Source organism: Pseudomonas sp. NPDC079367 (assembly GCF_044542195.1).
In the GTDB taxonomy this organism is placed as follows: domain Bacteria; phylum Pseudomonadota; class Gammaproteobacteria; order Pseudomonadales; family Pseudomonadaceae; genus Aquipseudomonas.
This window is the reverse complement of the sequence record NZ_JBITTW010000001.1, coordinates 706,332-731,613: the sequence shown is the minus strand read 5'-3', so window position 1 is coordinate 731,613 and position 25,282 is coordinate 706,332. Positions and strand designations below refer to the sequence as shown.

The following is a 25,282-nucleotide window of genomic DNA, read 5'->3' as shown; positions in this document are numbered from 1 at the left end:
GGAAATCAGTCGCATAGCCCCGTCAAAGGACACTCGTTCGTGTCCGCTCAATGGCTGCTTTGTGCGGGAGACCTTCGGGTCTGCCGGGTTCCTGATTTCCCGGTCTTGCAGACCCGCACACAGCTGCCACCCATCATCTGCAAGTGATGTTGCTGGCCAACGCCAGCGAATCCCTCGGCTCGGCCACCACCATGCTCTACGACTTCGCCGCGCTGCTCGACAACCCGCGCCGCAAAACCCTGCTCGGCATCGCCCAGGTCGTCATGCTCGGCGAAATCGCAGTAAATCAGGCTTTGGATAAGGTCGAAATCGCCAAATAACCCACATCGCGACGAGGGCGAAACCTCGTCGCAACCCACGGCTGCGCCATGGCTGGCACACGGCCACGGCTTGCACCCCCCGGCCTCGACTGTCACCCTTCGGGCCGTTGTTCAAGGATCAGAACAAGGAATCAAGGATTGAGTGGCTATGTTCCAAACCCGCCGAAAAACTACCGCTACGAACAAGCCAAACCCGTCGACTTACACGCCCAACACTGGGCCGAGTATGAGAAACACGGGAAAGAACCTGCGCGCGAGCCTGAGAAAATCGGGATCGCGTTGAGGATTGGGGTGTTCTTTGATGGCACCGGGAATAATGCGAACAACTCTGCTGCGGGGTTGTTGTGCGGTGCTCAGCATCCGATTGCGCCTGAGGATATTCCTCCGAGTTGTCAGCCCTATATGGGAGATCCGGATAGCAGTTACGGCTCTGGCGCAACGAATATCAGAAAATTTGCCGATCTGTATTACGAGGCTCCGATTGCTGCAGGGGAAGGGCCGGTCAGACACGTATCACGCCCCTTATACATCGAAGGTATCGGTACTCAGTCCAACGAGAAAGACAGTATCGTCGGTCAAGGCACGGGACGTGGGGAGACGGGAGTCGCCGGTCGGGTGCAGACTTCGTTTACATTCATCAAACAGGTTGTTGAACACGCCCTTCAAGAAAATCCGAACAGTGAAATTGCCTCGCTAACTTTTGACACCTTTGGATTCAGTCGAGGTGCAGCGGCGGCACGTCATTTCTGCAATGAAATTGTACGGGGCAAGCAGGGGCCGTTAAGGGATCTGCTTAGCCCTTACGCCCATAATTTCAGCCGCACCTTTCTTGATCAATACGGCAGCAATATTCGGATGGGCTTCATCGGTCTGTTCGAGACCGTGCCGTCCATTGCCGGTTTCACGAATATAGGTAGGGTGCAAAGCCCGATTGCTCCGGGCATAAAATTGTATCTCGATCGTCGGTTCTTCCAACATGTCGTTCACTTGGTGGCGCGAGATGAATGTCGGGCTAATTTCGCCCTCAGTAATGTCAATCCCGACTATCCAGAAATTGTTTTTCCGGGCGTGCATTCGGATATCGGTGGTAGCTATCTCGACGAAGTCGAAGAGTGCGTATTGATCAGCCCCATGCAGACACTTGATGTATGGAGTAACACTCACGTCCAGTCTACTTCGATCTTTGAGGACGCCGCGAAGGTGAAAAAACAGTGGGTCGCAAAAGGATGGCCTGCTGGTCTGTTGGAGATCGTAACGCCTCCCGCGCTTGCTCTGCCGGCCGATCCGCAAGATCGTTTCGGGCCTAAACAAAAACGTGTATACGCTGGGCTTCAGCTCAAACGCCCGGTCAGTGGCAAACTGTCAACGGTTTATTTGAGAGTTATGTACCATTTGGCGAAAGAGAAAGGTGTTCCTCTAACCGATATTCCCGGACGCGCTGAGTATGCCGTTCCCCAGGAACTGCAACCGCTCTGTGACAGATTCATCGCCGGTGACTACAGCACTACTTCTGAAGAGGAGCAATTGCTGCAATTGAAATACATCCACACATCTGCCAACTGGAATCACCCGCAAGGAAGACGGGACGGCAGCGGTTTGAAAGCCGTTTATATCAATTCACCAACGGAAGATGGCATTCGCGTGCAACACCCTCATCTAGCTGATTGGAAGCTTTGGTAATGAGACTGCTCTTGGCTTTATTGGGTATTTTGGCCTTCACCGGTTGTCACGCGACAAGCTCCAACTCAGGTGAAAACGATCCCGAATATCCTTGGTGGGAACTGGCGTTCATCAAGCCCAATTTCATGAACGTATGGGTCGAAGACAGCTCTGTGGAAGACATAAACGGTAAAACGTTTCTACGAGCCGGGGGAGGGAACGCCAGCGGCGCGGAACCAAATGACGACAAAGAATCCGCACGCGGTTGGGTAGGTGTGGGAGGTACGGGGAAACCGGTTATCGGCGCAGAGTTGCCCAAGCGAATTTTCGTACGCTGGCAATCTATACCGGAACAAAAAACCTACCGGGCTTGGGTAGATATTCCTGAGGAAGCCAGACGAGTGATGGTGACATCTACCCAGCAGCGCTGCGCTGAAACTCCCGACAAGACAGCACGCTTCATGGCCTCACTCTATTTGGGACTCGCACCTGGCGGCGTGGTCCAGGTGTGGGTGAGGGATCTGTGTCGACGCCCGATCAAAGTAGCCCGCGCCCAAGCTGAGTTGGAACCGCTGGGGCCGGAGTTGGGCAAAAACGGTGGCCAATATGCCTATCCTGTGAGCGAGAAGGCCAAGCGATATATTGATAAGTTCGGCATCCCGTACGGTAGTTGGTAAATGACATGGATGGAGCGCCGCCCACTTTTCATGCGCCAGACTGTTTCAATTTCGCTGAGTCGAATTAGCGGGGCGGTGTCTTGAGAATAGAAAAGGTCGACCGTTTCGATGATGTCGACTACGACGCAGGCTATGAATATCGGGGTTTCAATTACCTGATTCTGGACGGTGTCGATGAGTTTCTCGTCAGAACTTACGATGACCAACCCGGTAGCGCGACGGTTATGCCCCCTGGTATTACCACAAGCACCAAGCTCAGAACGTTGGTGGGATTCTTAAAAACAGAGTTGGAGGCGACTGCGATTTATCTCTACAAGGGGGAAATAGGAAGCTATGCGCAGATAGACCTGGATAGCTTGCGATTTTGTTGATCCAGTATTGAGATGGCGGCGATAAGCGAGATTCACCCGCGAAGCGTTCCGCGACCGCCGCCAACCCTCATACGCCAGCTTTCGCCTCAACCTTCACCGCCGCTTTGCGATACGTCAGCAAAACAATCCCGCTTACGACGATCACTCCGCCCACGATCTGCCCTCGGCTGAGCATCTGATCCAGCACGATCCAGCCCATCAATAACGTCGCCAATGGCTCAATGTTCATCACCGGCGCGTTGCGCGGCATGTCCAGTCGGGGTACGGAAATGAACAGGACGATAAAACCGGTGCCATACAGCACGACAAGCGTGGCGAGGGCCAGCCAGCCGGTCGAGGTGGCGGGCAGGTTGAGTCCGCCGGGGAGGGCGCCGGTCAGGCCGGCCAGATTGACACTGCTGAAGACGATGAAGATGGTCAGCAGGCTGCGCACCGAGCCTCGCACCTGCGACAGCTTGTGGTCGGTGATCCATAGCGCACAGGCGAATACGCTGGCAGCGCAGAAGGCGAGCGCAACGCCCAGCAGCCATTCCGGGCCGACGCTGGCGCTGTCTGAAAGTCGTCCGGGGACATCGAGAACGAACACCAGCCCGACGAGAATCAAGCCCATCAACATCGCGGTGCGTGCGCTTGGTCGCGGGCCGCCCAATGCCCAGGTCAGCAAGGCCAGCAGGATCGGAAATACGTTGGCCACCAGCAGCGCCAAAGCGACCGGGACCCGCGCGACGGCAGAGTACAGGCACAGGCTCTGCGCGGTAATCAGCAGGCCCAACAACAATTGCCAACGCCAGGCGCCCGGCGGCAGACGCAGGCTTTGTCGTTGCCACAGCACCATAATCGCGAGCACCAGCAGGGTCCCGCCGGAACGCATCAGGATCGCCAGCAACACCCCCGCGCCATCATCAAAAGCCACCCGGGCAGCGACGTGGTTGCCGGCGAACGCACAACCCATGCACAACAGAATGATCACGGCGAGATAACGGGGGAAGGGCGGCGGTACGGTCGGTGCGAATTCAGGGCGGGACATGGCAGATCTCAAAAGTGATAGCCACTCGAGGTGGCTCAGGTTTTTATTATGTTGTCGTACAACTTCATGATTTGTACCGTAATCATGCAGGGGCGGCAAGCTCGAATGACCATACTGTCGGCATGGCTTGGGCGATGCTTGGGTTTCAGAGATCGTATGACTGCCGAGGGCGGCAAGCGTGTGCTGTGTTACTCCGGTGAGGATGCCGCCAGCAAAGCCAGGGTTGCAGAGCTGATTGACCAGTTGGGTTTTTATGGCATCGATCTGGGCGGTGTGCAGCAGGGTCTGCTTGCGCAGTTCCCAGGCGGCCCGCTACCGGCCTTGAACCTGATCAAGCATGGTTAACCGTTGAGCCCGGGCGACCGGGCTTCACCGACCAATCGAGGATTCAATAATGTCTGGTTCAGATTCGCAAAATAGCAATCAGCACACGGCTTGGGTTACCTGCGCTGGCATGCAGGCCTGGCTGCAGGCCCGGTAATCGTCAGCGGCGTTGATGTGGCGACAATCAGTGAAGGGGAAATCGTGCGGTTGTGGGTGTTGCTGGACCCGGCTTGAAGCCCAGACGCAGCAGGCAGGTACTTCCTTATTTCGAGCTCGATCAGGCGTGTCTCGCGCAAGCGCTTATACTCGCTCAGGTGCTTGCGCAGCACATTCCCAAACAGACCTGTCAGGGCAGACGATGATCGACAGAACGGACACCCCGCAAGAATCAGTCAGCGAAGAGACGCTGGCTGCCAGGCAACCCGCCGTCGCTCTCAACCTGCGTGGGCTCATTCTGTCTCTGGTATTGCTGTCTGTTCTGGCGACGTTGGGCAACAGCCTTGTCACTGCCTACCGCGTGCAGCGCGATGCCTTGATTGACCATGCGCTGCAATCAAACAGTGCCTATGCAGCAAAGGTCGCTTCGAGCCTCTCCGAATTCATTCATTCGGCACAGAACCATCTGCGTTACAGCGCCAGTGAACTGGGCAAGGCCTGGGGTGACGCGAATGTGATGAGCGCCGAGGCGGTGCGCCTGCAAAAACAGGATGCCGATTTCAACTCGATCGCCGTTATCGATCGCAATGCCAAGGTGCTGAAGGCGTACCCGGACACCCTGCAAATCAATGGTTCGACGTTGAGCTCGGATGCCATTCGCAAGGCCATCGAGGCGCAGCGGCCTTTCATCAGCCCGGCCTACCCATCGAGCGCCGGCAATCTTGTGGTGTTTATCTCCCAGCCCGTTTACGACGCAGCTGAGCGTTACGTGGGCATCATCGGCGGCTCGGTTTATCTGCGCGAAGACAACGCACTGCACACCTTGATCAGCCGTCATTTTCAGCACGAAGGTACTTTCGTCTTTGTCACCGATCAGGACCGCCAACTGCTTTTTCACCCTGATGCGGCGCGCATTGGCGACACCCTGGGCTGGAGCAAAACCGCGGATGCGGCGTTACGGGGCGAGAGCGGTTCAATGACCGTGCGCAATTACAAGGGCGTGGCGATGCTGGCCGGGTACGCTCAAGTGCCGGGCGCCGGTTGGGCCGTGGTCGCGCAGCAGCCGCGCGAGGTCAGTCTGGCGCCCATGAACACCTTGATGCGCGATGTTTTTGAAGGGATGGTGCCTGCCGCTCTGATCGGCTTCGTACTGATCTGGTTCGGCACCTCGCTGGTCTGTCGCCCTCTCAACCAGCTCTCGCGTATTGCCCGGCAATTGTCAGCGCCGCAGGCCACTGAGCAACTTCGCCACGTCAAAGCCTGGTATCAAGAAGCGTTTTCCATTCGCCAGGCGATGCTGGCCGGCGTTCAGTTGTTGCAAGCGAAGCTGGGCCGCCTGAACCAGCAGGTGCTGACCGACCCGATGACGGGACTGGCCAATCGCAGGGCGATGGATGAAGAGTTGCGCGGCCTTGAGCGCGCCGGTCGGACCTATTCGGTCTTATCGCTGGACATCGACCATTTCAAAAGGGTCAACGACACCTTCGGCCACGACAAGGGCGACCTGGCGATAAAGCAGGTCGCACACACACTGCAAACCCACTCTCGCACCGGCGACCTTGCCTGCCGGGCCGGGGGAGAGGAGTTTCTGCTGATTTTGCCGGAAACCGATGTAGCCTCGGCCAGCGTCATCGCTGAGCGGATTCGTCAGGCCATTGCGACCAGCGATATTGAGACGGTGGGGCACATCACCGCTTCGATCGGCGTGGCCACGTGTGAACATTTGCCGACCACCGCAGAGATCGTGCTCAAGAAAGCCGACGAATGCCTGTACCGGGCCAAGCAGGGCGGACGCAACCGGGTGGAGTCGCACCTGTCGCTGCCCTCAGGCACATGCGAATGAGACAACCAATTGATGCATGTCACGGGGCTTTCAACTAATCGGCAGAGTTGTTGATTCTGCTTCGAATCCACGTTAAAAGCAGCAACAGGTGCCGATCAAGCGACCGTCCAGCCATCGCAAAGGCGCGTTACGGGCCAGTTTATTCAGGCGGTGAAATGAAGCGTTCAAAGATCATGCAGCGGGGAATATTGCTGACCGTCCTTGCGGTGATCGTCCCGTTGGGCTTGACCTTCGCGGCAAGCTGGACGCTGTCGATCTACGCGGCCCATGACCGTCTTCAGACACTCGCCGCGATTGCCAACGATCGCGCCAGACAGACATTCGCGCAAGCCTCCCAAGCACTGAAAAGCATTGCCGTCACTGACCTCGAACCCTGCTCGCCACAAGGCATCGAGCAGATGCGCATGATCGCCATGAATACGTTTTCGGTCGAGACGGTGGGCTACGAAGAGGATGTGTTTGCCTGCACGTCATGGGGCGCCACGCCGCCTCGTTCGAGGCAGTGGGCGGAGGATTTCGTCACTGACGACGGGGTGAAGGTATCCATCGATGCGCACGATGACAACGATCTGATCAAGCCGATGCTGGCCTTGCAGTTCGCTGCGTTCAACGTGCTGGTCGACCCGGAACAGTTTCGCGAAGTCGTACTGGATGAAGGCGTCAGGCTGGCCGTCGGCACACGTCAGGGCCGCTTGCTCGGCCCGGCGGACCCGAACATGGCGAGTTTCCTCGCCTTGGTGCATGAGGGGCCTACGCATGGCCTGAAGGACGGCTTCCTCTACACTCTGGTGGCCCAAGGCAACTTCACCGTAATTGCCGCAATCCCTCGACAGCAACTGTTGCGCAGCCTCGGGCGACACGTTCTTTATCTGCTGCCGATCGGTCTTGCCATCACCACAGGCCTGGTCTTCGCGAGCCTGCGCTGGTGGCGTCGCAAGCTGTCTCCGCTGGCCGCACTGGAGCGCGCGGTGCGGCGACAGGAATTCGTCGTTCATTATCAGCCGATCATTGAAATTGAAACCCAACGCTGCATCGGCGCTGAAGCCTTGGTTCGCTGGCAAAAACCCAACGGCATGCTGGTCTATCCGGACATGTTCATTCCACTGGCCGAATCCAGCGGATTGATTGAAGCGATCACTGATCAAGTGCTCCATCGCGTATTCGCAGACCTTGGCGCCATGCTCGCCAGTGATCGTTCGTTGCACGTGGCCTTGAATCTCGCTGCGGCCGACGTGAGTTCTGGGCGACTGATACCCACTTTGTTGAATGAAAGCCGTCGCCTCGACGTGCAGCCCGCGCAGATATGGCTCGAAGTGACGGAACGCAGCCTCGTCGACCTGGCGTGCGCGAAAATCACGCTGGAGCGCGCGCGAAGCGCCGGGTTTGTTGTCGCGCTGGATGACTTCGGCACCGGCTATTCTAGCTTGCAATACCTGCAGCAATTACCGCTGGACGTGCTCAAGATCGACCGATCCTTCGTTGACCAGATCAGCGAAGCAGAGGAGAAGACCCTGCTGGTCACTCACGTCATCCAGATGGGCCACGCGTTGCGGCTGACACTGGTCGCTGAAGGCGTTGAGACTCCGGCGCAGCTCGAATTGCTTCGCGCCAGCCAGGTGCGATATGCCCAGGGATGGCTGTTCGCGAAAGCCATGGAATGCGCACAGTTCAAACAGCACTGTCTGGACAGTCGGCCTCGCACCGACGCAAGCATTGCCCAGGCTCCGATTGCTTCCTGATAAAAACACACTGAAAAACTGCATTGACATATCGAAGAATCTCGATATCCTCGGCGCATGGAACTGATCGAAATCTTCAAAGCCCTCTCGAACCCGACGCGCCTCAAGATCCTTGAAGGCCTGAAGGATCCCGTCAAGAACTTCCCCCCGCAGGATGAGGGTGATGTGCTTGTTGAGGGCGTCTGCGTCAGCAGCATCCAGGAAGGTATCGGCCTGTCGCAGTCGACGGTGTCGAGTTACCTGGCCACGTTGCAGCGCGTGGGGCTGGTTGAAGTGCGACGCATCGGTCAATGGACCTACTACAAACGCAATGAGGCTGCTATCAGCGCGCTTGCAGAGATCATAGGGAAAGAGCTGTAATTTTTTTACTTTAGGATATCGAGAATTCTCGATATCCCTCTTTGTCGATACGAGGTTTTGCCATGAAAGCGATGATTTTGAAATCCTTCGGCGGTCCTGATTCGTTCGAACTCAACGATGTGCCCAAACCGGTTCCGCAAGCGGGCCAAGTGCTGGTCCGAGTGCACGCCACTTCCATCAATCCGCTGGATTATCAGGTTAGGCGCGGTGACTATCCCGATCTGGTGCCGCTGCCGGCCATTACCGGTCACGACGTGTCGGGCGTGGTTGAAGCCATCGGGCCGGGCGTCAGCGCTTTCGCGCCGGGCGACGAAGTCTGGTACACCCCGCAGATATTCGACGGGCAGGGCAGTTATGCCGAGTACCACGTCGCGGCCGAAAGCATCATCGCCAGAAAGCCTGCCTCGCTGAGTCACCTGGAGGCGGCCAGTCTGAGTCTGGTCGGCGGTACTGTGTGGGAAGCGCTGACCGTGCGCGCCGTGCTCCGCGTGGGCGAGAGCATTCTGATCCATGGCGGCGCGGGCGGGGTCGGTCATGTGGCGATTCAGGTGGCCAAGGCCATGGGCGCCAGAGTGTTCACCACCGTGCGCGAGGCCAACGCCGAGTTCGTCCGCAGCCTGGGCGCTGATGTGGTGATCGATTACACCCAGGAGGATTACGTCGAAGCGATCATGCGCGAGACCGCAGGCCACGGCGTCGATGTGGTGTTCGACACCATCGGCGGCGATACCCTGTCCCGCAGCGCCGACGCGCTCGCCCAGCTTGGTCGCGTCGTCTCGATCGTCGACATTGCGCAGCCACAAAACCTTGTCCAGGCCTGGGGCAAGAACGCCAGCTATCACTTCGTCTTCACCCGCCAGAACCGCGGCAAGCTTGATGAACTGAGCGCGTTGGTCGAGCGCGGCCAGTTGCGGCCCCACGTTGGCGCGGTGTACTCGCTCGCCGACATCCCGCTCGCCCATGCCCGACTGGAAAGCGCCAACAACGGTCTGCTGGGAAAAATCGCCATCGCCGTCGAGCCTTCGCTCATCGTCTGAATTTTGGAGAAACATCATGGTTTACGAGATCGCTGTGCTGCCCGTTCACCCACAACAGACTGAAGCCTTCCGAAGGGCATTTGCCGAAGTCGAACCGTTGCTCACTCGCGCCAAAGGCTACGGCGGCCACTTGCTGGCGCAAGGTATTGAAACCCCCGAGCAATTCAATTTGATCGTGCGCTGGCAATCGCTTGAGGATCACTCGCCGGGGTTTGAAGAAAGCGAAGACCACCAGCGGTTCATGCTGGGGCTTGAGGATTATTTTTCGGCAGAACCTAGGGTCTATCACATTGAGGGTGGTGCTTTTCCGGGGGGCGACTTTGGCGTACCGGACAGCGGTGCCAGCGTAGGCATCTGAGGGAGTATGTGGCTGTTCGCCACAAGCGGCTGTGGCTGGTCGAGCACTGCTTGTGATGAATTGCCACTTTAATTCCGCTTTGGCCTGTTCATGGGGCAGGGGTGGCAGGCAAAATGCGCCGTTTTCCATATGTCTCGTACTGCTGCTCATCCAAGGAAGGCCACTTGAAAGTCACTCCCCACGCTTCCCTGCGCCCTGAAATCTGGCCAGCCGTTGTTCTATTGTTGCTGGCAAGCCTGATCACGACCGGCTGCACGCGCTCCCATTCTCCAAGACCGGTGGAGCGCGATCCTTGTCTGGATGCCGGTCCAGCGCATACAAAGGCCTACGCCAAATGCATGAGCGAGCGGAAAGAGCGCCAAGCTGAAGCGCTCAGAATACTGCTCAGTGATGATCCTGCTGACAATCCGCAACGGCAAGTGGCCGTGCCAGGCGACAGCGATTTCCAACCGTCTGATTTTCCTGACGAGCCAATGCCAGCGAGTTTTCGCATGCCTTCCGACCTGAATCTCAAGGATACCCAAGCGTTTCCTTACAAGGCTCGCATCAGCTGGAAATACGTGTCGGATCGCTTCCTGCCGAGTTCAAAGGAATCCGCGCGGATGATGCAGGTGGACCGCCTGATTAAGGCGGCTGTAACGGCGGATGAGTTCGCAAAGTGGGGGTGCACGGTCACCGGCGGAAAGCGTCAAGTGTGGGTTTTCTACACCCTGGACGACGCGGCCTTTGTCAGCCGTGTGCAGGCAGCTCTGGCGCAGACCGGGCCTTATCCGATTGAATTCAGCAGCCGTAAACAGGCAGATGTCAGTGCTGAGGTGCCGAACACCGAGCAAACTCGACTGACGCCCAAGCGATGCCTGGAGTGAAGACTCTCAACGGATAACCTCTTGAAACGGACTTCTCTCATCGCAAGGAGTCCGTAGCCGTAGTCGCTTCAGAGGCGTTCGTTGCGGCGCAGCGGCCATCTCCTGCCGCGGATTACAGCCATGCGCCCGCCAGATGTCCTTCTCGAGAACCTCGAGCCGATCCTGTTGCCCGGGGCCCCGGCCCTCCAGCCTGATCACTCCTCCATCACCTCAACCAAACCGCGATCTTCACCGAGGAAGCCACCGCTCTGGTGCTGCCACAGCCGCGCATAGGTGCCGTTCTTCTCCAGCAGTTGCGCGTGGGTGCCTTGTTCGATGATGCGACCTTCGTCCATGACGATCAGCCGGTCCATCGCCGCAATGGTCGACAAGCGGTGGGCGATGGCGATCACGGTTTTGCCCTGCATCATTTCATCCAGGCTTTCCTGGATCGCCACTTCGACTTCCGAGTCCAGCGCGCTGGTGGCTTCGTCGAGCAGCAGGATCGGCGCGTTTTTCAGCATCACCCGGGCGATGGCGATGCGTTGGCGCTGCCCGCCCGAGAGCTTGATGCCGCGTTCGCCGACCAGCGTGTCGTAGCCGCTGTGGCCCTGCTTGTCGCTCAACTGGCTGATGAACCCGTCTGCCTGGGCGTTCACCGCCGCGCGGTGGATGTCTTCGTCGGTAGCGTCCGGGCGACCGTAGGCGATGTTGTCGCGGATCGAGCGGTGCAGCAGCGAGGTGTCCTGGGTGACCATGCCGATCACGCTGCGCAGGCTGTCCTGGGTGACCTCGGCGATGTTCTGCCCATCGATGCGGATTTCGCCGCGATCAACGTCATAGAAGCGCAGCAGCAGATTGATCAACGTAGATTTGCCTGCACCGGAGCGGCCGACCAGGCCGATTTTTTCGCCGGGGCGGATCTGCAGCGTCAAGCCGTCGAGCACCTGACGTTCACCGTTGTAGTTGAAGCTGACATTGTCGAATACCACTTCGCCGCCGGCAGGCTCAAGCACCTTGGCATTCGGCGCGTCCTGGACTTTCGGGCCGCTGGTCAGGGTAGCCATGCCGTCCTGCACAGTGCCGATGTTTTCGAACAGCGAAGTCATCTGCCACATGATCCAGTGCGACATGCCATTGATGCGTAACGCCATGGCGGTGATCGCCGCGACGGCGCCGGTGCCGACTTCGCCCTGATGCCACAGCCACAATGCATAGCCGCCGGCACCCAGAATCAACGCGACCACCAGCGCCTGATTGACGATTTCAAACTGGCTGACCAGCCGCATCTGACGGAATCCGGTGAGCTTGAAATCTTCCATCGCCGCTCGGGCAAAGTGCGCTTCACGCTTGGAGTGCGAGAACAGTTTGACTGTGGTGATGTTGGTGTAGGCGTCGGCAATCCGTCCGGTCATCGAGGAGCGTGCGTCGGCCTGCTCCTGGCCGACCTTGCCCAGACGCGGCACGAAATACACCATCGCCAGCCCGAACAAAACGATCCACGCCAGAAACGGCAGCATCAGTTTCAGCGCAAAGCCACCGGCCAGCGCAATGATCGCGATGAAGTACACGCCGATACCGGGGAGGATTTCGATCAGGGTGAACAAGACCTCGCGAACCGACAGCGCGGTCTGCATCACTTTGGTGGTGACTCGCCCGGAAAACTCGTCGGAGAAGAACGACAGGCTTTGCCGCAGCATCAACCGGTGAAAGTCCCAACGCAGGCGCAGCGGCAAATTGATCGCCAAGATCTGGTGCTGAACCATCGTGCGCAGCGCCACCAGCCCGATGCTGACTACCAGCACAATGCCGATACCCCACAGCACACGGCTTTCCTCATCACTCGCGGTGCCGCCCGATTGCCAGGTCGAGAGCAGATCCACCACTTGCCCGAGGAAGGAAAACAGCCACGCCTCGTAGATCGACACGCTGGCGCTGAGCAGGGCGAAGGCGAGGATGTAACCGCGCGCACCCCGGGTGCAGGCCCACAAAAAACGCATCAGGCCGACTGGCGGTGGCGGCGCCTCGTCGGGCGGGAAGGGGTCGAGCCTTTCTTCAAACAGGCGAAGCATTGCGGTCTCCGAAGTGATCAGGGTGTGGGGATTCTGCCATCTATCGACGTTGTTGCGGGTTTCAGCGTCGTGTTCTAAATAAAAGCTAGTGCCTTGTCTTGACCGCGGCCAGGCGCAGAAGCTCAACGCAATCTCGCCAGGCGCAACCTTTCGTCGGTGATCCAGGCCAGACGTTGCACGCTCATCAACCTCTTTGAACTCTCGCGCAAGCTGCTCCGTCCTTTTCTATGTGGGGGCTCGAGGCAATGTTGCCGTGTAGCTCCGTTTTTTCCGTTTCCAGTCAGAACGCGAGGGGCCACATGAACACTTCAGACAGCAGGGCAGGCTTTGAATCAGGTGATCCGAACAGCAAGCCTGGACAAGGTTTTGAACATTTGAAGGACGACGTCAATGAAGCGCTGGGCGGTGCGCGGCAACAGGCCGATGCGCAGTTCGGCCAGTATCGCGATACGGCGGCCGAGCAGATCGAAGCCTTGGCGCAAGGGGCTAAAAGTTTCGTCTCGGAACTGCAGGACAAGGACACGCTGGGCATGTCCGATTACTTGACTGACATGGCGGATTCCATGACCGGGCTGGCGGGCAATCTGCGCGGCAAGAGTGCCGAACAGCTGCTGCACGATGCAGCGGATCTGGCGCGCAGCAACCCGGGCTTGTTTATCGCCGGCAGCATTGCCATCGGCTTCGGCCTGTCGCGGTTTCTCAAGGCAGGCACGGCTGCGGCGGCGACGGTCAGCGCCGAACACGATCCGGCGCAGGGCACGACATCGACGCCACCGTCAGCCGATTACGGCGCGCAGCGGCCCTATGAATCGTCAATGCCGCCATCGAGCCAGGCCAATCCGGGACTGGCCACCGGCATCACCCCGACTTCACCCGATGAACATGATCACCCCGCTGATTTTGCGGGAGCTTCCGTACCGCATGCACCCGACACCAAAGGAGAACTGTGATGAACAGAGATGAATCTGATCTGAGCGGGGCAAGGCCCCTTGGCCAAACGGATGACGCTTCGGTGGTCGGCCTGTTGCGGCAACTGTCTCGCGAGGTCCCGGCGTTGTTCACCAAGGAACTGGCACTCGCCAAAGCCGAATTGCAGAACAGCCTCAGCACGCTGAAGGCAGGCATCGGTGCGGTTGCCGGCGGCGCCATTGTGTTCCTCGCCGGCTTCATCATTCTGCTGATGTCGGCAGTGTACGGCCTGAGCCTGTTCATGGCGCCGTGGCTGGCCGCGCTGATCGTTGGCGTGGTGGTGATGATCATCGGCTTCGCCATGCTGCAATCCGGGAAGAAACAATTCGAGCCGTCTCACTTCAAACCTGATCGCACCCTCGACGCCTTGAACAAGGATCAGGAAGCGCTGCGGAGGAAAGTCTCATGAAAAGCGAACTGGATATCGAAGCGGAAAAAAGTCCGGAGCAGATCGAGCGCGAAATCGATGCGCAACGCGCGAGCATCGGCAATATCGTCGATCAACTGGAAAGCAAGTTTACCCCCGGGCAGATGATCGATCAGGCCTGGGGAATGATGCAGAGCAATGGCTCGACGTTCTTCACTAACCTGGGCACCAGCGTGCGCAATAATCCGGTGCCGGCGGTGCTGACCTCCGTGGGGCTGCTCTGGCTGATGATGAGCCAGAATCGTCCACCCGTGCCGCAACCGACCTATCGCAGCGGACCGGATCAGGACAAGGCTGGTGAATGGGCCGATGGTTTGGCGGACGGCATCGACAGCGCTCGTGCCCATCTGCACTCCACCACTGACTCGCTGAAGGGCGGCTATCAGTCGCTCAAAGGCAAGGCCAGCCACCTCGGGGACAACGTCGGGGCCGCCAGGGAAAATCTGAGCCATGCGATGCATGACGCCGGCGATCGGTTGTCGCGCAATTCGCAAGTGCTCGGGCAGCAATTCAGCCACATGCTCAAAGAGCAGCCGCTGATGGTCGCTGCTGCCGGGGTCGCCTTGGGTGCCTTGCTCGGTGCGGCGTTACCGACGACCTCCACTGAACAGCGCTACATGGGCCGCACCAGCGCCGGGATGGTCGACAAAGCCAAACAGAAAGCCCAGGAGGGCTACGATGCGGTGCGCGACACGGTGACCCGAACCACCGAGCAAACCGAGGTTGAAACCAAAACCGATCCAGCGCGGCCATCTTCGTCGGATCTGTCGCAGGGTCTGGGCACGTCGTGAAGGTGAGAAACAAGGGAGGCCTGTAATGGCCTCCCGTTTTGTTGCGCAACGGTCAGGTCGATGCTTCGTTCTGCAGGCCTTGCAGATACTCCACCAACGTCTGCGCACACGCCTCAATCGCGCCGTCGACCACCAGCTCGAAACCGTGGGTATTTTCCGTCGGGATCGCAATGCAGCCGGCCTGGGCGCTGATACCTGAGCTCATCACCGCACTGGCGTCGGAGGCGAAATCCAGCAGCAGGGCAAACTGCGGATCGAAGCCGCAACGCTTGGCCGCGTCGGCCAAAGCCATGACCACGCCGCGCGAGTAATAGCCTTTCTGGTCGCCGGTATCGATGATCGGGTCGACACTCAATCGCGTTGCGTATTCGCTCATCACCGGGCCGACTTCCACAGCAATCGTGGTGTCACCGGGCACGTGCGCGGCGGCATACATCGCGCCGGCGTTGCTTTCTTCCTCAAGCGTGGTGAAGACGAAGTAGGTGTCGTGCCGCAATTCGATGGGGCTGTGCTTGAGTTGCTCGGCAGCGAGGAGCATGGCGACGACTGGCGCGCGGTCATCGAGAAAGTGCGCCGCAGTGGCGTCACCCACCCGGAACGGCGTACGCCAATGCTGGCTGAGCACAACGCGCGTGCCGGGCCGCACGCCCATGGCTTGCAAAGTCTGCTGATCATGGCGGGTGATGATGTGCACGTCTTTCCACTCGACCGCGCCGCTCATCACATCCTGGCCCTGTGGCGAGCCTGTCGTCGCGTGCATCGAACCGAACGACAGCACACCGGGCAGCGTTTGCGCGTCGCCAAGAATATTCACCGGGCAGACACCGAAATTCACCGGATTGGCGCCGCCCAAAGCCACCACCCGCAACGTGCCGTCCGGCTCGACGCGTTTGACCACCATGGCGATCTCATCCATGTGGCCCATGATGCGCACGGCGTGCTGCCCGTCTGGATCGGGTTCGCGGCCCTTGCGCAAGCCGATGACATTGCCGGCCCGGTCGGTCCAGACCTTATCGCAATGGCGCTGCAATTCTTCCAGACAGATCGCTCTGACTTCGTCTTCCTGACCGCCGGGGCCGCGCGCCATGAGCAAACGGCTCAATAGCGTCTGGGTGGATTGCTGAGTATTGCGCGGCGAAGGCGCCTGGTTATCCGACATGCGTGCTGACCCTCCTTACATCGACGAACGTGTATCGCCCGTTCAGAGTTTTAGGGGGCAGATCGGCAGGAAAATTCACATCGGAATACGACGAAGATGCTTGATTTGATCTCGAATATTGTGGGAGCGGGCTTGCTCGCGAAAGCGGTGCATCAGGCAATGACGATGTTGAATGTGCCAACCCCTTCGCGGACAAGCCCACTCCCACAGGGATCTTGGTCGCGCTGAAGATGGTCGATTTGCCTCCGGACCAATGTGGGAGCGGGCTTGCTCGCGAATGCGGTGCATCAGGCAATGATGATGCTGAATGTGCCAACGTCTTCGTGGGCAAGCCCACTCCCACAGGGATTTTGGTTGCACTGAAGATGGTCGATTTACCTCCGAACCAATGTGGGAGCGGGCTTGCTCGCGAAAGCGGAGTGTCTGGCAATGATGATGCTGAATGTGCCAACGCCTTCGCGGGCAAGCCCACTCCCACAGGGATCTTGGTTGCGCTGAAGATGGTCGATTCGCCTCCGGACCAATGTGGGAGCGGGCTTGCTCGCGAATGCGGTGCATCAGGCAATGATGATGCTGAATGTGCCGACGCCTTCGCGGGCAAGCCCACTCCTGGAGGGGTTTCGTTTGCGCTGAAAACTGGATTGGATCCTGCGTTTACAGGGAGCTCACTTCCACAGGAAATCGGTGTTGGGCTCGGCGCATATTGGTGTCAGCGGTTGTACTTCAGCGCTTCGACGAAAGCCGCAAACGCCGCCGAGCCCTGGCGCCTGTTCGGGTAATACAGGTGATAGCCCTGAAAGGTCGGGCACCAGTCGCTTAACACCTCCACCAGTCGCCCGTCGGCCAGATACGGCGCGACCAGTTGCTCGGGCACGTAGGCCACGCCGATGCCATCCACGGCGGCATTGAGCACATGCATGATGCTGTTGAACACCAATTGCCCGTCGACCTTCACGCTGAAATCCTGACCCTTGTGCGCGAACTCCCAGGCGTAAATCGCGCCGGCTGGTTGGTGGCGGATGTTGACGCAGGTGTGCTCCATCAACTGATGCGGCGTGGAGGGCGCCGTGTGGCGGGCGAAGTATTCGGGCGAAGCGACCACGGCCAGGCGCCAGTCCGGACCGATGCGCACGGCGATCATGTCCTTGCTGATCGACTCGCCGAGACGGATGCCAGCATCGAAGCGTTCCTTGACCACATTGGTAAATCCGTAATCGACGTAAAACTCCAGGATGATGTCTGGATAGTCCTGCAAAAACTGCGCAAGCATCGGCCGGATGCACAATTCAATCTGATCGTCCGTGCAGGAAATGCGGATGGTGCCGCTGGGCTTGTCGCGCAGTTCACCGAGGGCCTCAAGCTCGGCGCTGATCTGCTCCAACAGCGGCGCAATAGAATGCATCAAGCGATCGCCTGCCTCGGTGGGTGAGACATTGCGCGTCGTACGAGCGAGCAAGCGGATACCCAGACGCTGCTCCAGCGCGCGGACCGTATGACTCAGCGCGGACGGCGTTACGCCGAGGCGGGCGGCGGCTTTGGTGAAGCTCTGCTCCTGGGCCACCGCCAGAAACGCCTGCAGGTCATTGATTTTGCCGCTACTCATTGCTGAATTTTTCTCAAAAGCACATGAAGATTATCGCTACTAATCAAGTTAAGCCTGATCCGTCAAGCTTTGCAGCCTGAGTAGCGGGGTAGAAATGCCTCGATGATTTCTTCTTCAAGACAGGTTTTCGCATGACGGCTCAAGCAATCGATAACCCGACGGCCCAGGCCAAGGGCGTATCTGCAACTGGCGAACAACCGGCGTATTGGAGCGGCGTGTTCGCGATGACCTTGTGTGTCTTCGCCCTGATCGCCTCCGAGTTCATGCCGGTCAGTCTGCTCACGCCAATGGCCACGGACTTGCACATCAGCGAAGGCTTGGCCGGCTATGGCATCGCCATCTCCGGCGCGTTCGCGGTGCTGACCAGCCTGACGATCACCAGGCTCGCCGGCTCGATGGATCGCAAGCGCCTGTTGCTGCTGTTGACGGCGCTGATGTGCGCGTCCGGTCTGGTGGTCGGCCTGGCGCCCAATTACACGGTGTACATGATCGGTCGCGCATTGATCGGCGTGGTTATTGGCGGCTTCTGGTCGATGTCGGCGGCGCTGGCCATGCGTCTGGTGCCATCCGCCAGCGTGCCCAAGGCGCTGGCCATTTTTAACGGCGGCAATGCACTGGCGACCGTTGTGGCGGCACCTCTGGGCAGTTATCTGGGCAGTGTGATTGGCTGGCGCGGTGCGTTCTTTTGCCTGATTCCAGTGGCGTTGATTGCGCTGCTCTGGCAGTGGATCAGCTTGCCCGCGCTTCCCGCTGCGCCGCGCAAGGCCAGCGCAGGCAATGTCTTTGCTTTGTTCAAAAGCCGCCGGGTGGCGTTGGGCATGGTTAGCGCCGGCCTGTTCTTCATGGGCCAGTTTGTTCTGTTCACGTACCTGCGACCCTTTCTGGAAACCGTGACCCAGGTCTATGTTCCGCTGCTGTCGATGATGCTGCTGGTCATTGGTGTGGCCGGGTTTATCGGCACCGTGATCATTGGGTCGGTGCTGAAGTCAGGTCTGTACAGAGTGGTGATCGCCATTCCACTGCTGATGGCGATGATTGCGGTGGCGCTGATCGGGCTGGGCAGCTCGCTGATCGCGACGTTCGTGTTGCTGGGTTTGTGGGGGTTGATCGCGACGGCGGCGCCGGTGGGCTGGTGGTCGTGGCTGGCACGCACGTTGCCCGACGATGCCGAAGCGGGCGGAGGGCTGATGGTTGCGGTAGTGCAGTTGTCGATTGCTGCGGGTTCTACCGTTGGCGGTCTGCTGTTCGACGGCAGCGGTTATCGGCTGACGTTTTCCGCCAGCGCAGTGTTGCTCGTGCTGGCGGCGTTGATGACCTGGCTGACGTCGCGACAGAAAGGCTGATTCAGCTTTCGGTGTGTTCGCCCGCCGCCTGCGCGGCGTCTGCTTCCAGCTTCAGGCGATCGGCCTTGCAGATGTACTTGGGCTTTTTCGGCGCCAGTTTGGCGTTGGCCTTTTTAGCCTTTTCCTTGAACAACTGCTGCAGCTTCTTTTGACGGTTCATGACTTTTCGATCGCGGGTGGAGAGGGTGGGAATCCTGAAGCAAGGCCGAGTGGTCAGCAAGAAGAAATCCACTAAGCTGAGCACATTCCCCCATACTCAAGAGCATCCCCCCAACCCGAAGGAATCGCACATGAGAAAAGCTCGCAAATTGATTGTCGCGTTGTCTTGCCTCGCGCTTGTAATCGGCAGCACGACGGCACTGGCCGACCCCGGCAATGGCAAGGGACAAGGGGGGCAAGGCGGCCAAGGCAACGGCAAGGGCAAACCGCAGAACATGCAGGACCACGGGAAACAGGGTGGAAGCGGTCAAGGCAACGGCAACAAAGGCCAGCCATCCTCCGGTAATCGCGGCGGCGGACCTAGTGTTGATCACGGCAATATTCTTGGCATCGTCGGCGGCTATCGCGGCGAATACTGGAATCCGGGGCCGCCCCTGCCGCCGGGCATTCAAAAGAATCTGGCGCGGGGCAAACCGCTGCCTCCGGGTATCGCCAAGAAGCTGGACGGGCGTCTGCTCGGCCATTTGCCCCACTATGACGGCTATGAATGGCAACAGGTGGGCACCGATCTGATCCTCGTTGCGCTGGCTACCGGGCTGATTTACGAGGTACTTAACGGCGCGTTCGATTGATCTACCCGTAAGGAGTGGCAGCAAGTGTCGCTCCTTTTTTGTGTCTGCATAGCTGCATCAGGTGCAGTAATGAACTGCATTCAGCCTGCCTTGTTCGTCGAGCGTTGAGCTTTCAGACTCCGATCAACGCTTAATGACTGAAAGGAGATGAGCATGACCAGCGCAATTCGCTTGACCGAAACGGGCGCTCCGAACGTCCTGGCGTTGCAAACAGTCAATGAGCAGTCCCCCGGCCCCGACGAGGTCTGGCTGGAGCAAGAGGCGATTGGCGTCAATTACCTCGATGTGACCCAGCGCAAAGGTGCGGTGCCGGTTGCATTGCCCTCGGGGCTGGGGCTTGAGGGCGCCGGTCGGGTGGCGGCTGTCGGCGCCGGTGTGAGCAATGTCCGCGTGGGTGATCGAGTCGCTTATGCCACTGGACCTTTGGGCGGCTACGCGTCGGCGCGGCTGTTCCCGGCCGAGCGTCTGGTGAAAATCCCCGATGAGTTGTCGTTCGAAGACGCGGCGGCGGTGTTGTTCAAAGGCATCACCGCGCAGTACCTGCTGAAGGCGACTTACCCGGTCGGGCCGGGCACGACGATGCTGCTTTACGGCGTCGCGGGTGGTCTGGGAGAAATCATGGTGCCGTGGGCCAAATACCTTGGCGCAACGGTGATCGGCGTGGTGTCGAAGCAGGCCAGCGTTTACAAGGCTCGCGCGTCGGGCTGTGACGACGTGCTGGTATTCGACGCCGAAACCCTCGCCGCCGATGTGTTGCGTATCACCGAGGGGCGCAAGGTCGATGTGGTGTATGACCCGATTGGCCGGGTGTCTTTTCAAGCCTCGCTGGACAGCTTGCGCCCACGCGGACTGATGGTTTCGTTCGGTGCACAGACCGGGGCGCCGGCAGCGGTAGAAATGGCCACGCTCAATGCCAAGGGCTCGCTGTTCCTGACCCGTCCATCGCTGGCCGCGCATACCGCCACGACAGCCGAATATCAGGAGCGTGCGCAAGACGTGCTGGCCGCTGTTGCCGCCGGTATCATCACGCCGCAAATCCGCGCGCGTTATGCATTGGCCGACGCGGCACTAGCGCATGCCGATCTCGAATCGGGGCGATCATCAGGGGCGATCATTCTAAAACCATGAATCTGGATGTTCTGAGCAATCCGCACAGCGATGAGATCGCAGCCTTTCTCGCCGTCGCCGCGCAAGGCTCGTTTGTCGCGGCGGGCCGCTTGTTGCAGCGTCATCCGACCATCGTTTCCAAGCGCCTGGCGGCGATGGAAAAACGTTTGGGTGTGCGGCTGGTAGAGCGCTCGACACGGCACGTGCGCATCACCGAGGCTGGCCTGCAACTCGAACAACGTTTGCGCGCGGCCGTCGAACTGATGAACGAGGCGCAACAGCAAGCGGTGCAGGGCGCCAGCGAAGTGCGCGGCACCTTGCGCCTGGCTTTGCCGGCGGCGATGGGGCGGTTGTGGCTGGGGCCGTTGCTGCCGCAATTTCTCAAGGCACATCCGCACGTCTCGCTGGTCGCCGATTACAGCGAAGGCCTCGTCGATATCATCGAGCAGGGCTTCGACGCGGCCATCCGTATCGGCGAGCTGGACGACAATCGGCTGATCGCGAAAAAGCTCAGTGACCATCGACGGATTCTCTGCGCATCGCCAGCCTACATCGAGGCCCACGGCATGCCGCAAACCCCGCACGACCTGCTGCAGCACAATTGCCTGCGCTTCAGCGGGCTGGCATCGTTCCCGCTGTGGCGCCTGCATCGCGGCGATGAACTGCAAACCATCACGCCACACGGCAACCTGACCGCCAGCGACAGCGAATCCCTACTCGCAGCAGCCCGGGCCGACGCCGGCATACTGGGTGCCGGCGACTGGCTGATGAGCCGCGATCTGGCGGCCGGACGGTTGATTCGCGTGCTGCCTGACTGGCATCTGGATTCGGCGGGCGGCGTTTATCTGATCAGGCCGTCGTCGCGGTTCCCGGCAGCGGCAGTGGTGGCGTTCAAGGAGTGGATTGAAGCGAAATTCGAGCTCGGGCCACCCTGGGCCCTCTGAGCAAAACCAGCATTTGCTGTCGCCACCGTCCCTGTAGGCGTGCTCGCCTTTGCGTCAACACAGAAATCGATGTCGGCGCACAAAAAGGCCCGGCATCGCTGCCGGGCCTCTGTGTATTCAATACTTTACGCAGCGATATTGTTGGCCGCCATTTCCTTTTTATGGCTCGCTTTCATGGCTTCCATCTGTGCGCCCAGTTCCTCGAGCTTGGCCTTGCCCAAAAGCTTTTGGGCTTTCGGGAACATTTCCTCTTCTTCCTCTTCGATGTGGTGCTCGAGCAACTCCTTGACCACTTTGACCCGACCGGCAAATTCCGGCGTGCCCGGATCGGTCTCTTTCAGATCAGGCAGTACCAGCGAATCCACGGTGCGGTGCTCTTCCTTGGCTTCGTGGTACATGATCTCTTCTTCCTTGCTGCCGGCTTCCTTGAAAGCAGGGTAAAGGATCTCTTCTTCGAGGCGGGTGTGGAGGGTGATTTCCATCTCCAGTTTGCCCAGCAACTCCACGCGTTTTTTCAGCGCGCGCTCGGTGGATTCACTCAGTTGGCTGAGGATCGCTTTTACTTTTTCATGGTCGGCTTTGAGAAGGTCGATGGCATTCATTTTTTTAAGGCCTCTGCTTTTCACGGATTGAACACAGCGTTCTTTTTTTCGCGCTGCTGTGTATTCAGGAAGAGGCTATCGCATGACTCATGCCAACTCGCCGAGCAAGCGCAAGCCACGTAAATCAAGGGCTGGCGCACAAGAAGGCATAACGCCTTCGTGCAGGCTGCAAGATCTCAGCTGGCGCGACATTGCATATAACAAGCCCGGCAAAAGCCGGGCTGTGAGTGATACTTGAGTCGCCCCTGCGACAGCGTTTACCGATTCGCCTGGGAAGGGGAACCGCGACCGATATGCTTGGGCCCCGCCAACGCCCAGGCGATCAGGCCGAACAGCGGCACGAACACGATCAGCACGATCCACACACCTTTATTACTGGATTTCCCCTCGCTTTTACGCACCCGGTTGATGGCCCAGAGCTCGATCAGCACGAGAATGACCGCCAATACGATCCACACGGTTTCGATTTGCATAGGCTTACCTCCTGATGGTCTGTGCGTTAGGCGACAAGCGGGGCGTTGGGTTCATTCTTTTTGCCCGGGACGCGAGGACGCGGCGATACCCGATTGCAAAATAGATGTCTGATCGCCGCTGCGGCCTATATCCTCTGCGCCACACGTTTGGGCAGGAACAGGAACAGGGACAGGGACAGGCAATGGCATTCAGGGTGATGGTCGTCGGTGGTTACGGCAATTTCGGCAGCATCGTTTGCCGGCATCTGGCACAAATGCCAGAAATTGATCTGCTGCTGTCGGGCCGTGATGCGCGCAAGTTGCAGCGCAAGGTCGACGAGCTGCAAGTGCAATCGGGGCGTACGTGCCAAGGCTGGTGCGGCGATGCAATGGGCGCAGATTTTCAAGCGGCGTTGCGCGAGTTGAACGTCCAGTTGGTGGTGCACACCGGTGGGCCGTTTCAGGGGCAATCCTGCGCAGTCGCTGAAAGCTGCATCGGTGCCGGGGTCAATTACTGCGATCTGGCTGACTGCCGCACCTTCGTCAACGGCATTGATGTGCTTGATGCCCGCGCCAGACAGGCCGGTGTGGCCGTGCTCAGTGGTTGCAGTTCAGTGCCGACCTTGTCTTCGGCCATCATTGATCAGCAGCGCGAGCGCTTCGCCCGAATCGATTCGATCGAACATGGCATTTCTTCCTCGGCGAAGATGCCGGGGCTGTCAACGGTCGAAGGCGTGCTGGCCTACGCCGGCAAACCGATCAGGCAATTAAAGAATGGCCAGGTGCACGAAGTATTGGGCTGGCTCGACCTGACCTTGCGCAGGATGCCGCAACTGGGCACGCGGGTGCTGGCCAATGTCGATGTGCCGGACATGGATATTTTCGCGCGCCGCTATGGCGCGCAGACGCTGCGCTTCAAGGCTGGCGCCGGTCTGAAACTCGGCGGTGTCGCCAATGCTTTGCTGGCGCAAGCCTTGCGCGTGGGTCTGGTGCGCGATCATGTGCGCTGGGCGGCGCGCCTGCATCGACTGGGTACGCGGTTCGAGCGTTTCGGGGATGGCAAAAGCGCGATGTACATCGATGTTTGCGGCATCGGTGTCGACGGCCAGCCGCTGAGCATGACCGCGCAACTCACCGCGTTGAATGACAAGGGCCCGGAAATCCCCAGCTGCGCCGCCGTCGCCCTCGCAACCAAAATGGCCCGCGGCTATGTACCGCAGGCCGGCGCGCGACCGTGTGTGGGCGAAATCAGCGTTGAGGAATATCTGGCGGCGATCAACGATCCGGGTAACTTGAGCCTGTCGGTCCAGTTCGCCGATGGGCAGCGTTGAGATGCTCTATCTCTGTCTGAAGTATTTGCATGTGATCGCAGCGGTTTTCCTGTTCGGTTTCGGCATGGGCTCCTACCTGTACCTGATCGCCGCCAGCCGCACCGGCAACCCGCAAGTGGTCGCCCATGTCGCGCGGATGGTGGTGCGTTTCGATACGTGGATCACCACGCCGGCCGGGTTTGTGCAGGTTGTTACCGGCTATCTGCTGATGCGGCTCTCGGGGCTTCCGATGAGCACCGAATGGCTGCTGACTTCGCTGATCATTTTCTTCTGTGTCGGCGCGTTGTGGCTGCCGGTGCTGGTATTGCAAAAGCGTTTGCAGAGCATGGCGCTGAGCGCGGGCGAAGGTTGCCTGCCTCTGGATGCTCGCTACGCGAGCACGTACCGCTGGTGGTTCTGGATGGGCGTCGCCGGGTTCGCCGGAATGTTTGTCATCGTGCTCATGATGGTGACGAAGATGACGCCGCTGCAACTGATCGGGTCAGCCGTGGGCTTTTAGAAAACGGCTTTCGTGATCCGCAGTCGGCAGCAGGCAAGTGTTGTACTTGCCGAACAGCCGATAGCGGTTCAGCGCGATGCGATCGTAAGCCCAGTCGCGCAGACGACGCGGGAAAATCCGCAGCAGTTTCAGCGGCTGCCAGCGCCCCGGCAGTTGCCCGACCACTTGCAGGAATGCATCCGAGCGCTCCCAGTAATGCTGGTCGCGGATCACCGCCATGGTGTCGAACTCGTCCAGCGGCAAACCGGCCCACGCCAGCAAGGCCTGGCCCTCGGGCGATTGCACCGCTGCCAGCCGCACACGGCGCTGGCGATCATGGCGAATCAAAAAGCGCGCCCAGCCGTTGCACAGCTTGCACACGCCGTCGAACAGCACCACGGTTTCGCCGGGCTTGAGCAGTGGCGCGGGGTCAGGGCGGGTTTTCATGGCTGGCATCGGCATGTTCCTGGCGGCGGTTGTCGCGATGATAACCCCGA

At 59.4% G+C, this 25,282-nt stretch carries 26 protein-coding genes and 2 pseudogenes; 20 read left to right on the top strand and 8 right to left on the bottom strand.

Annotated elements, in window-relative coordinates:
• Nucleotides 1–149: 149 nt before the first annotated feature.
• The 4 genes and pseudogenes from ACIGDJ_RS03105 to ACIGDJ_RS03090 form a co-directional block, all read left to right on the top strand.
• Nucleotides 150–320 (top strand): annotated as a pseudogene (locus ACIGDJ_RS03105) (DUF6124 family protein); the annotation flags it as partial.
• A 138-nt stretch (nt 321–458) separates the two neighbouring features.
• Complete coding sequence (locus ACIGDJ_RS03100) at nt 459–2,000, top strand: phospholipase effector Tle1 domain-containing protein (RefSeq protein WP_397478300.1); 1,542 nt, start codon at nt 459–461, stop codon at nt 1,998–2,000.
• Nucleotides 2,000–2,656 carry a DUF2931 family protein gene (locus ACIGDJ_RS03095; RefSeq protein ID WP_101162548.1) on the top strand — a complete coding sequence of 219 codons (657 nt, stop codon included), beginning with the start codon at nt 2,000–2,002 and terminating at the stop codon, nt 2,654–2,656. Before ACIGDJ_RS03100 ends, ACIGDJ_RS03095 begins: the two co-directional genes overlap by 1 nt.
• An 80-nt stretch (nt 2,657–2,736) precedes the next feature.
• Entirely contained in the window at nt 2,737–3,027 is a 291-nt protein-coding gene (locus ACIGDJ_RS03090) for a hypothetical protein (protein ID WP_397478299.1), read from the top strand.
• 67 nt (nt 3,028–3,094) lie between these two features.
• On the opposite strand, the gene ACIGDJ_RS03085 is transcribed toward ACIGDJ_RS03090, so the two are convergent.
• Nucleotides 3,095–4,054 carry an EamA family transporter gene (locus ACIGDJ_RS03085; RefSeq protein ID WP_397478298.1) on the bottom strand — a complete coding sequence of 320 codons (960 nt, stop codon included), beginning with the start codon at nt 4,052–4,054 and terminating at the stop codon, nt 3,095–3,097.
• A gap of 162 nt (nt 4,055–4,216) precedes the next feature.
• On the opposite strand from ACIGDJ_RS03085, the pseudogene ACIGDJ_RS03080 reads away from it, so the two are divergent.
• From ACIGDJ_RS03080 to ACIGDJ_RS03050, 7 genes and pseudogenes are all read left to right on the top strand, one after another.
• A pseudogene (locus tag ACIGDJ_RS03080) lies at nt 4,217–4,399 on the top strand (NADP oxidoreductase); the annotation flags it as partial.
• A 337-nt stretch (nt 4,400–4,736) separates the two neighbouring features.
• Nucleotides 4,737–6,377 carry a sensor domain-containing diguanylate cyclase gene (locus ACIGDJ_RS03075; RefSeq protein WP_312999488.1) on the top strand — a complete coding sequence of 547 codons (1,641 nt, stop codon included), beginning with the start codon at nt 4,737–4,739 and terminating at the stop codon, nt 6,375–6,377.
• A 155-nt stretch (nt 6,378–6,532) separates the two neighbouring features.
• The gene (locus ACIGDJ_RS03070) at nt 6,533–8,116 is read left to right on the top strand and encodes an EAL domain-containing protein (RefSeq protein ID WP_397478297.1); all 1,584 of its coding nucleotides are present in this window, start codon (nt 6,533–6,535) and stop codon (nt 8,114–8,116) included.
• 57 nt (nt 8,117–8,173) lie between these two features.
• Entirely contained in the window at nt 8,174–8,476 is a 303-nt protein-coding gene (locus tag ACIGDJ_RS03065) for a helix-turn-helix transcriptional regulator (RefSeq protein ID WP_024012559.1), read from the top strand.
• A gap of 62 nt (nt 8,477–8,538) precedes the next feature.
• A complete protein-coding gene (locus ACIGDJ_RS03060) occupies nt 8,539–9,513 on the top strand; it encodes a zinc-dependent alcohol dehydrogenase family protein (RefSeq protein ID WP_397478296.1) in 975 nt (324 codons plus the stop codon).
• Between the two features lie 16 nt (nt 9,514–9,529).
• On the top strand, nt 9,530–9,871 hold the full coding sequence (locus ACIGDJ_RS03055) for an antibiotic biosynthesis monooxygenase (protein WP_101162539.1): 342 nt from the start codon (nt 9,530–9,532) through the stop codon (nt 9,869–9,871).
• A 164-nt stretch (nt 9,872–10,035) separates the two neighbouring features.
• Nucleotides 10,036–10,737: a DUF695 domain-containing protein gene (locus ACIGDJ_RS03050; protein WP_157830936.1), complete on the top strand. Its 702-nt coding sequence runs from the start codon at nt 10,036–10,038 to the stop codon at nt 10,735–10,737.
• 194 nt (nt 10,738–10,931) lie between these two features.
• Here ACIGDJ_RS03050 and ACIGDJ_RS03045 read toward each other — a convergent pair whose 3' ends face one another.
• Entirely contained in the window at nt 10,932–12,788 is a 1,857-nt protein-coding gene (locus tag ACIGDJ_RS03045; protein ID WP_101162535.1) for an ABC transporter ATP-binding protein, read from the bottom strand.
• A gap of 299 nt (nt 12,789–13,087) precedes the next feature.
• Between ACIGDJ_RS03045 and ACIGDJ_RS03040 the strand changes: the two genes are divergently transcribed.
• Genes ACIGDJ_RS03040 through ACIGDJ_RS03030 form a run of 3 tightly spaced genes read left to right on the top strand, consistent with a single transcriptional unit; the run spans nt 13,088 to nt 14,975 of the window.
• A complete protein-coding gene (locus ACIGDJ_RS03040; protein WP_312998551.1) occupies nt 13,088–13,738 on the top strand; it encodes a hypothetical protein in 651 nt (216 codons plus the stop codon).
• Entirely contained in the window at nt 13,738–14,166 is a 429-nt protein-coding gene (locus ACIGDJ_RS03035; protein WP_101162531.1) for a phage holin family protein, read from the top strand. Before ACIGDJ_RS03040 ends, ACIGDJ_RS03035 begins: the two co-directional genes overlap by 1 nt.
• The gene (locus ACIGDJ_RS03030) at nt 14,163–14,975 is read left to right on the top strand and encodes a DUF3618 domain-containing protein (protein WP_397478295.1); all 813 of its coding nucleotides are present in this window, start codon (nt 14,163–14,165) and stop codon (nt 14,973–14,975) included. Before ACIGDJ_RS03035 ends, ACIGDJ_RS03030 begins: the two co-directional genes overlap by 4 nt.
• 52 nt (nt 14,976–15,027) lie before the next feature.
• Here the strand turns inward: ACIGDJ_RS03030 and ACIGDJ_RS03025 are convergent, their stop codons facing one another.
• Together ACIGDJ_RS03025 and ACIGDJ_RS03020 are read right to left on the bottom strand one after the other, a co-directional pair.
• A complete protein-coding gene (locus tag ACIGDJ_RS03025) occupies nt 15,028–16,134 on the bottom strand; it encodes a M28 family peptidase (protein WP_397478294.1) in 1,107 nt (368 codons plus the stop codon).
• A gap of 709 nt (nt 16,135–16,843) precedes the next feature.
• Entirely contained in the window at nt 16,844–17,737 is an 894-nt protein-coding gene (locus tag ACIGDJ_RS03020; RefSeq protein WP_397478293.1) for a LysR family transcriptional regulator, read from the bottom strand.
• Nucleotides 17,738–17,868: 131 nt separating this feature from the next.
• On the opposite strand from ACIGDJ_RS03020, the gene ACIGDJ_RS03015 reads away from it, so the two are divergent.
• Nucleotides 17,869–19,080, top strand: coding sequence for an MFS transporter (locus ACIGDJ_RS03015; RefSeq protein WP_397478292.1), 1,212 nt, complete (start codon nt 17,869–17,871; stop codon nt 19,078–19,080).
• 1 nt (nt 19,081) lies between these two features.
• Here ACIGDJ_RS03015 and ACIGDJ_RS03010 read toward each other — a convergent pair whose 3' ends face one another.
• Nucleotides 19,082–19,240 (bottom strand): DUF2986 domain-containing protein, encoded by a 159-nt coding sequence (locus ACIGDJ_RS03010; protein ID WP_101162523.1) that lies wholly within the window; start codon nt 19,238–19,240, stop codon nt 19,082–19,084.
• Nucleotides 19,241–19,370: 130 nt separating this feature from the next.
• Here ACIGDJ_RS03010 and ACIGDJ_RS03005 point away from each other — a divergent pair, with 130 nt between their 5' ends.
• The 3 genes from ACIGDJ_RS03005 (at nt 19,371) to ACIGDJ_RS02995 (ending at nt 21,922) form a co-directional block, all read left to right on the top strand.
• Nucleotides 19,371–19,871 carry an anti-virulence regulator CigR family protein gene (locus ACIGDJ_RS03005; RefSeq protein ID WP_101162522.1) on the top strand — a complete coding sequence of 167 codons (501 nt, stop codon included), beginning with the start codon at nt 19,371–19,373 and terminating at the stop codon, nt 19,869–19,871.
• Nucleotides 19,872–20,024: 153 nt separating this feature from the next.
• Nucleotides 20,025–20,999: a quinone oxidoreductase family protein gene (locus ACIGDJ_RS03000; RefSeq protein ID WP_397478291.1), complete on the top strand. Its 975-nt coding sequence runs from the start codon at nt 20,025–20,027 to the stop codon at nt 20,997–20,999.
• Nucleotides 20,996–21,922 carry a LysR family transcriptional regulator gene (locus ACIGDJ_RS02995; protein WP_397478290.1) on the top strand — a complete coding sequence of 309 codons (927 nt, stop codon included), beginning with the start codon at nt 20,996–20,998 and terminating at the stop codon, nt 21,920–21,922. Before ACIGDJ_RS03000 ends, ACIGDJ_RS02995 begins: the two co-directional genes overlap by 4 nt.
• A 125-nt stretch (nt 21,923–22,047) precedes the next feature.
• Here the strand turns inward: ACIGDJ_RS02995 and ACIGDJ_RS02990 are convergent, their stop codons facing one another.
• Complete coding sequence (locus ACIGDJ_RS02990; protein WP_101162516.1) at nt 22,048–22,524, bottom strand: hemerythrin domain-containing protein; 477 nt, start codon at nt 22,522–22,524, stop codon at nt 22,048–22,050.
• Between the two features lie 257 nt (nt 22,525–22,781).
• On the bottom strand, nt 22,782–22,997 hold the full coding sequence (locus tag ACIGDJ_RS02985; protein ID WP_101162514.1) for a PLD nuclease N-terminal domain-containing protein: 216 nt from the start codon (nt 22,995–22,997) through the stop codon (nt 22,782–22,784).
• A gap of 182 nt (nt 22,998–23,179) precedes the next feature.
• Between ACIGDJ_RS02985 and ACIGDJ_RS02980 the strand changes: the two genes are divergently transcribed.
• Together ACIGDJ_RS02980 and ACIGDJ_RS02975 are read left to right on the top strand one after the other, a co-directional pair.
• The gene (locus ACIGDJ_RS02980) at nt 23,180–24,307 is read left to right on the top strand and encodes a saccharopine dehydrogenase NADP-binding domain-containing protein (protein ID WP_397478289.1); all 1,128 of its coding nucleotides are present in this window, start codon (nt 23,180–23,182) and stop codon (nt 24,305–24,307) included.
• A 1-nt stretch (nt 24,308) separates the two neighbouring features.
• Nucleotides 24,309–24,806, top strand: coding sequence for a DUF2269 family protein (locus ACIGDJ_RS02975; RefSeq protein ID WP_397478288.1), 498 nt, complete (start codon nt 24,309–24,311; stop codon nt 24,804–24,806).
• On the opposite strand, the gene ACIGDJ_RS02970 is transcribed toward ACIGDJ_RS02975, so the two are convergent.
• Nucleotides 24,789–25,241, bottom strand: a complete 453-nt coding sequence (locus ACIGDJ_RS02970; protein ID WP_397478371.1) for a thiol-disulfide oxidoreductase DCC family protein — start codon at nt 25,239–25,241, stop codon at nt 24,789–24,791. The genes ACIGDJ_RS02975 and ACIGDJ_RS02970 overlap by 18 nt on opposite strands.
• Between the last annotated feature and the right edge of the window lie 41 nt (nt 25,242–25,282).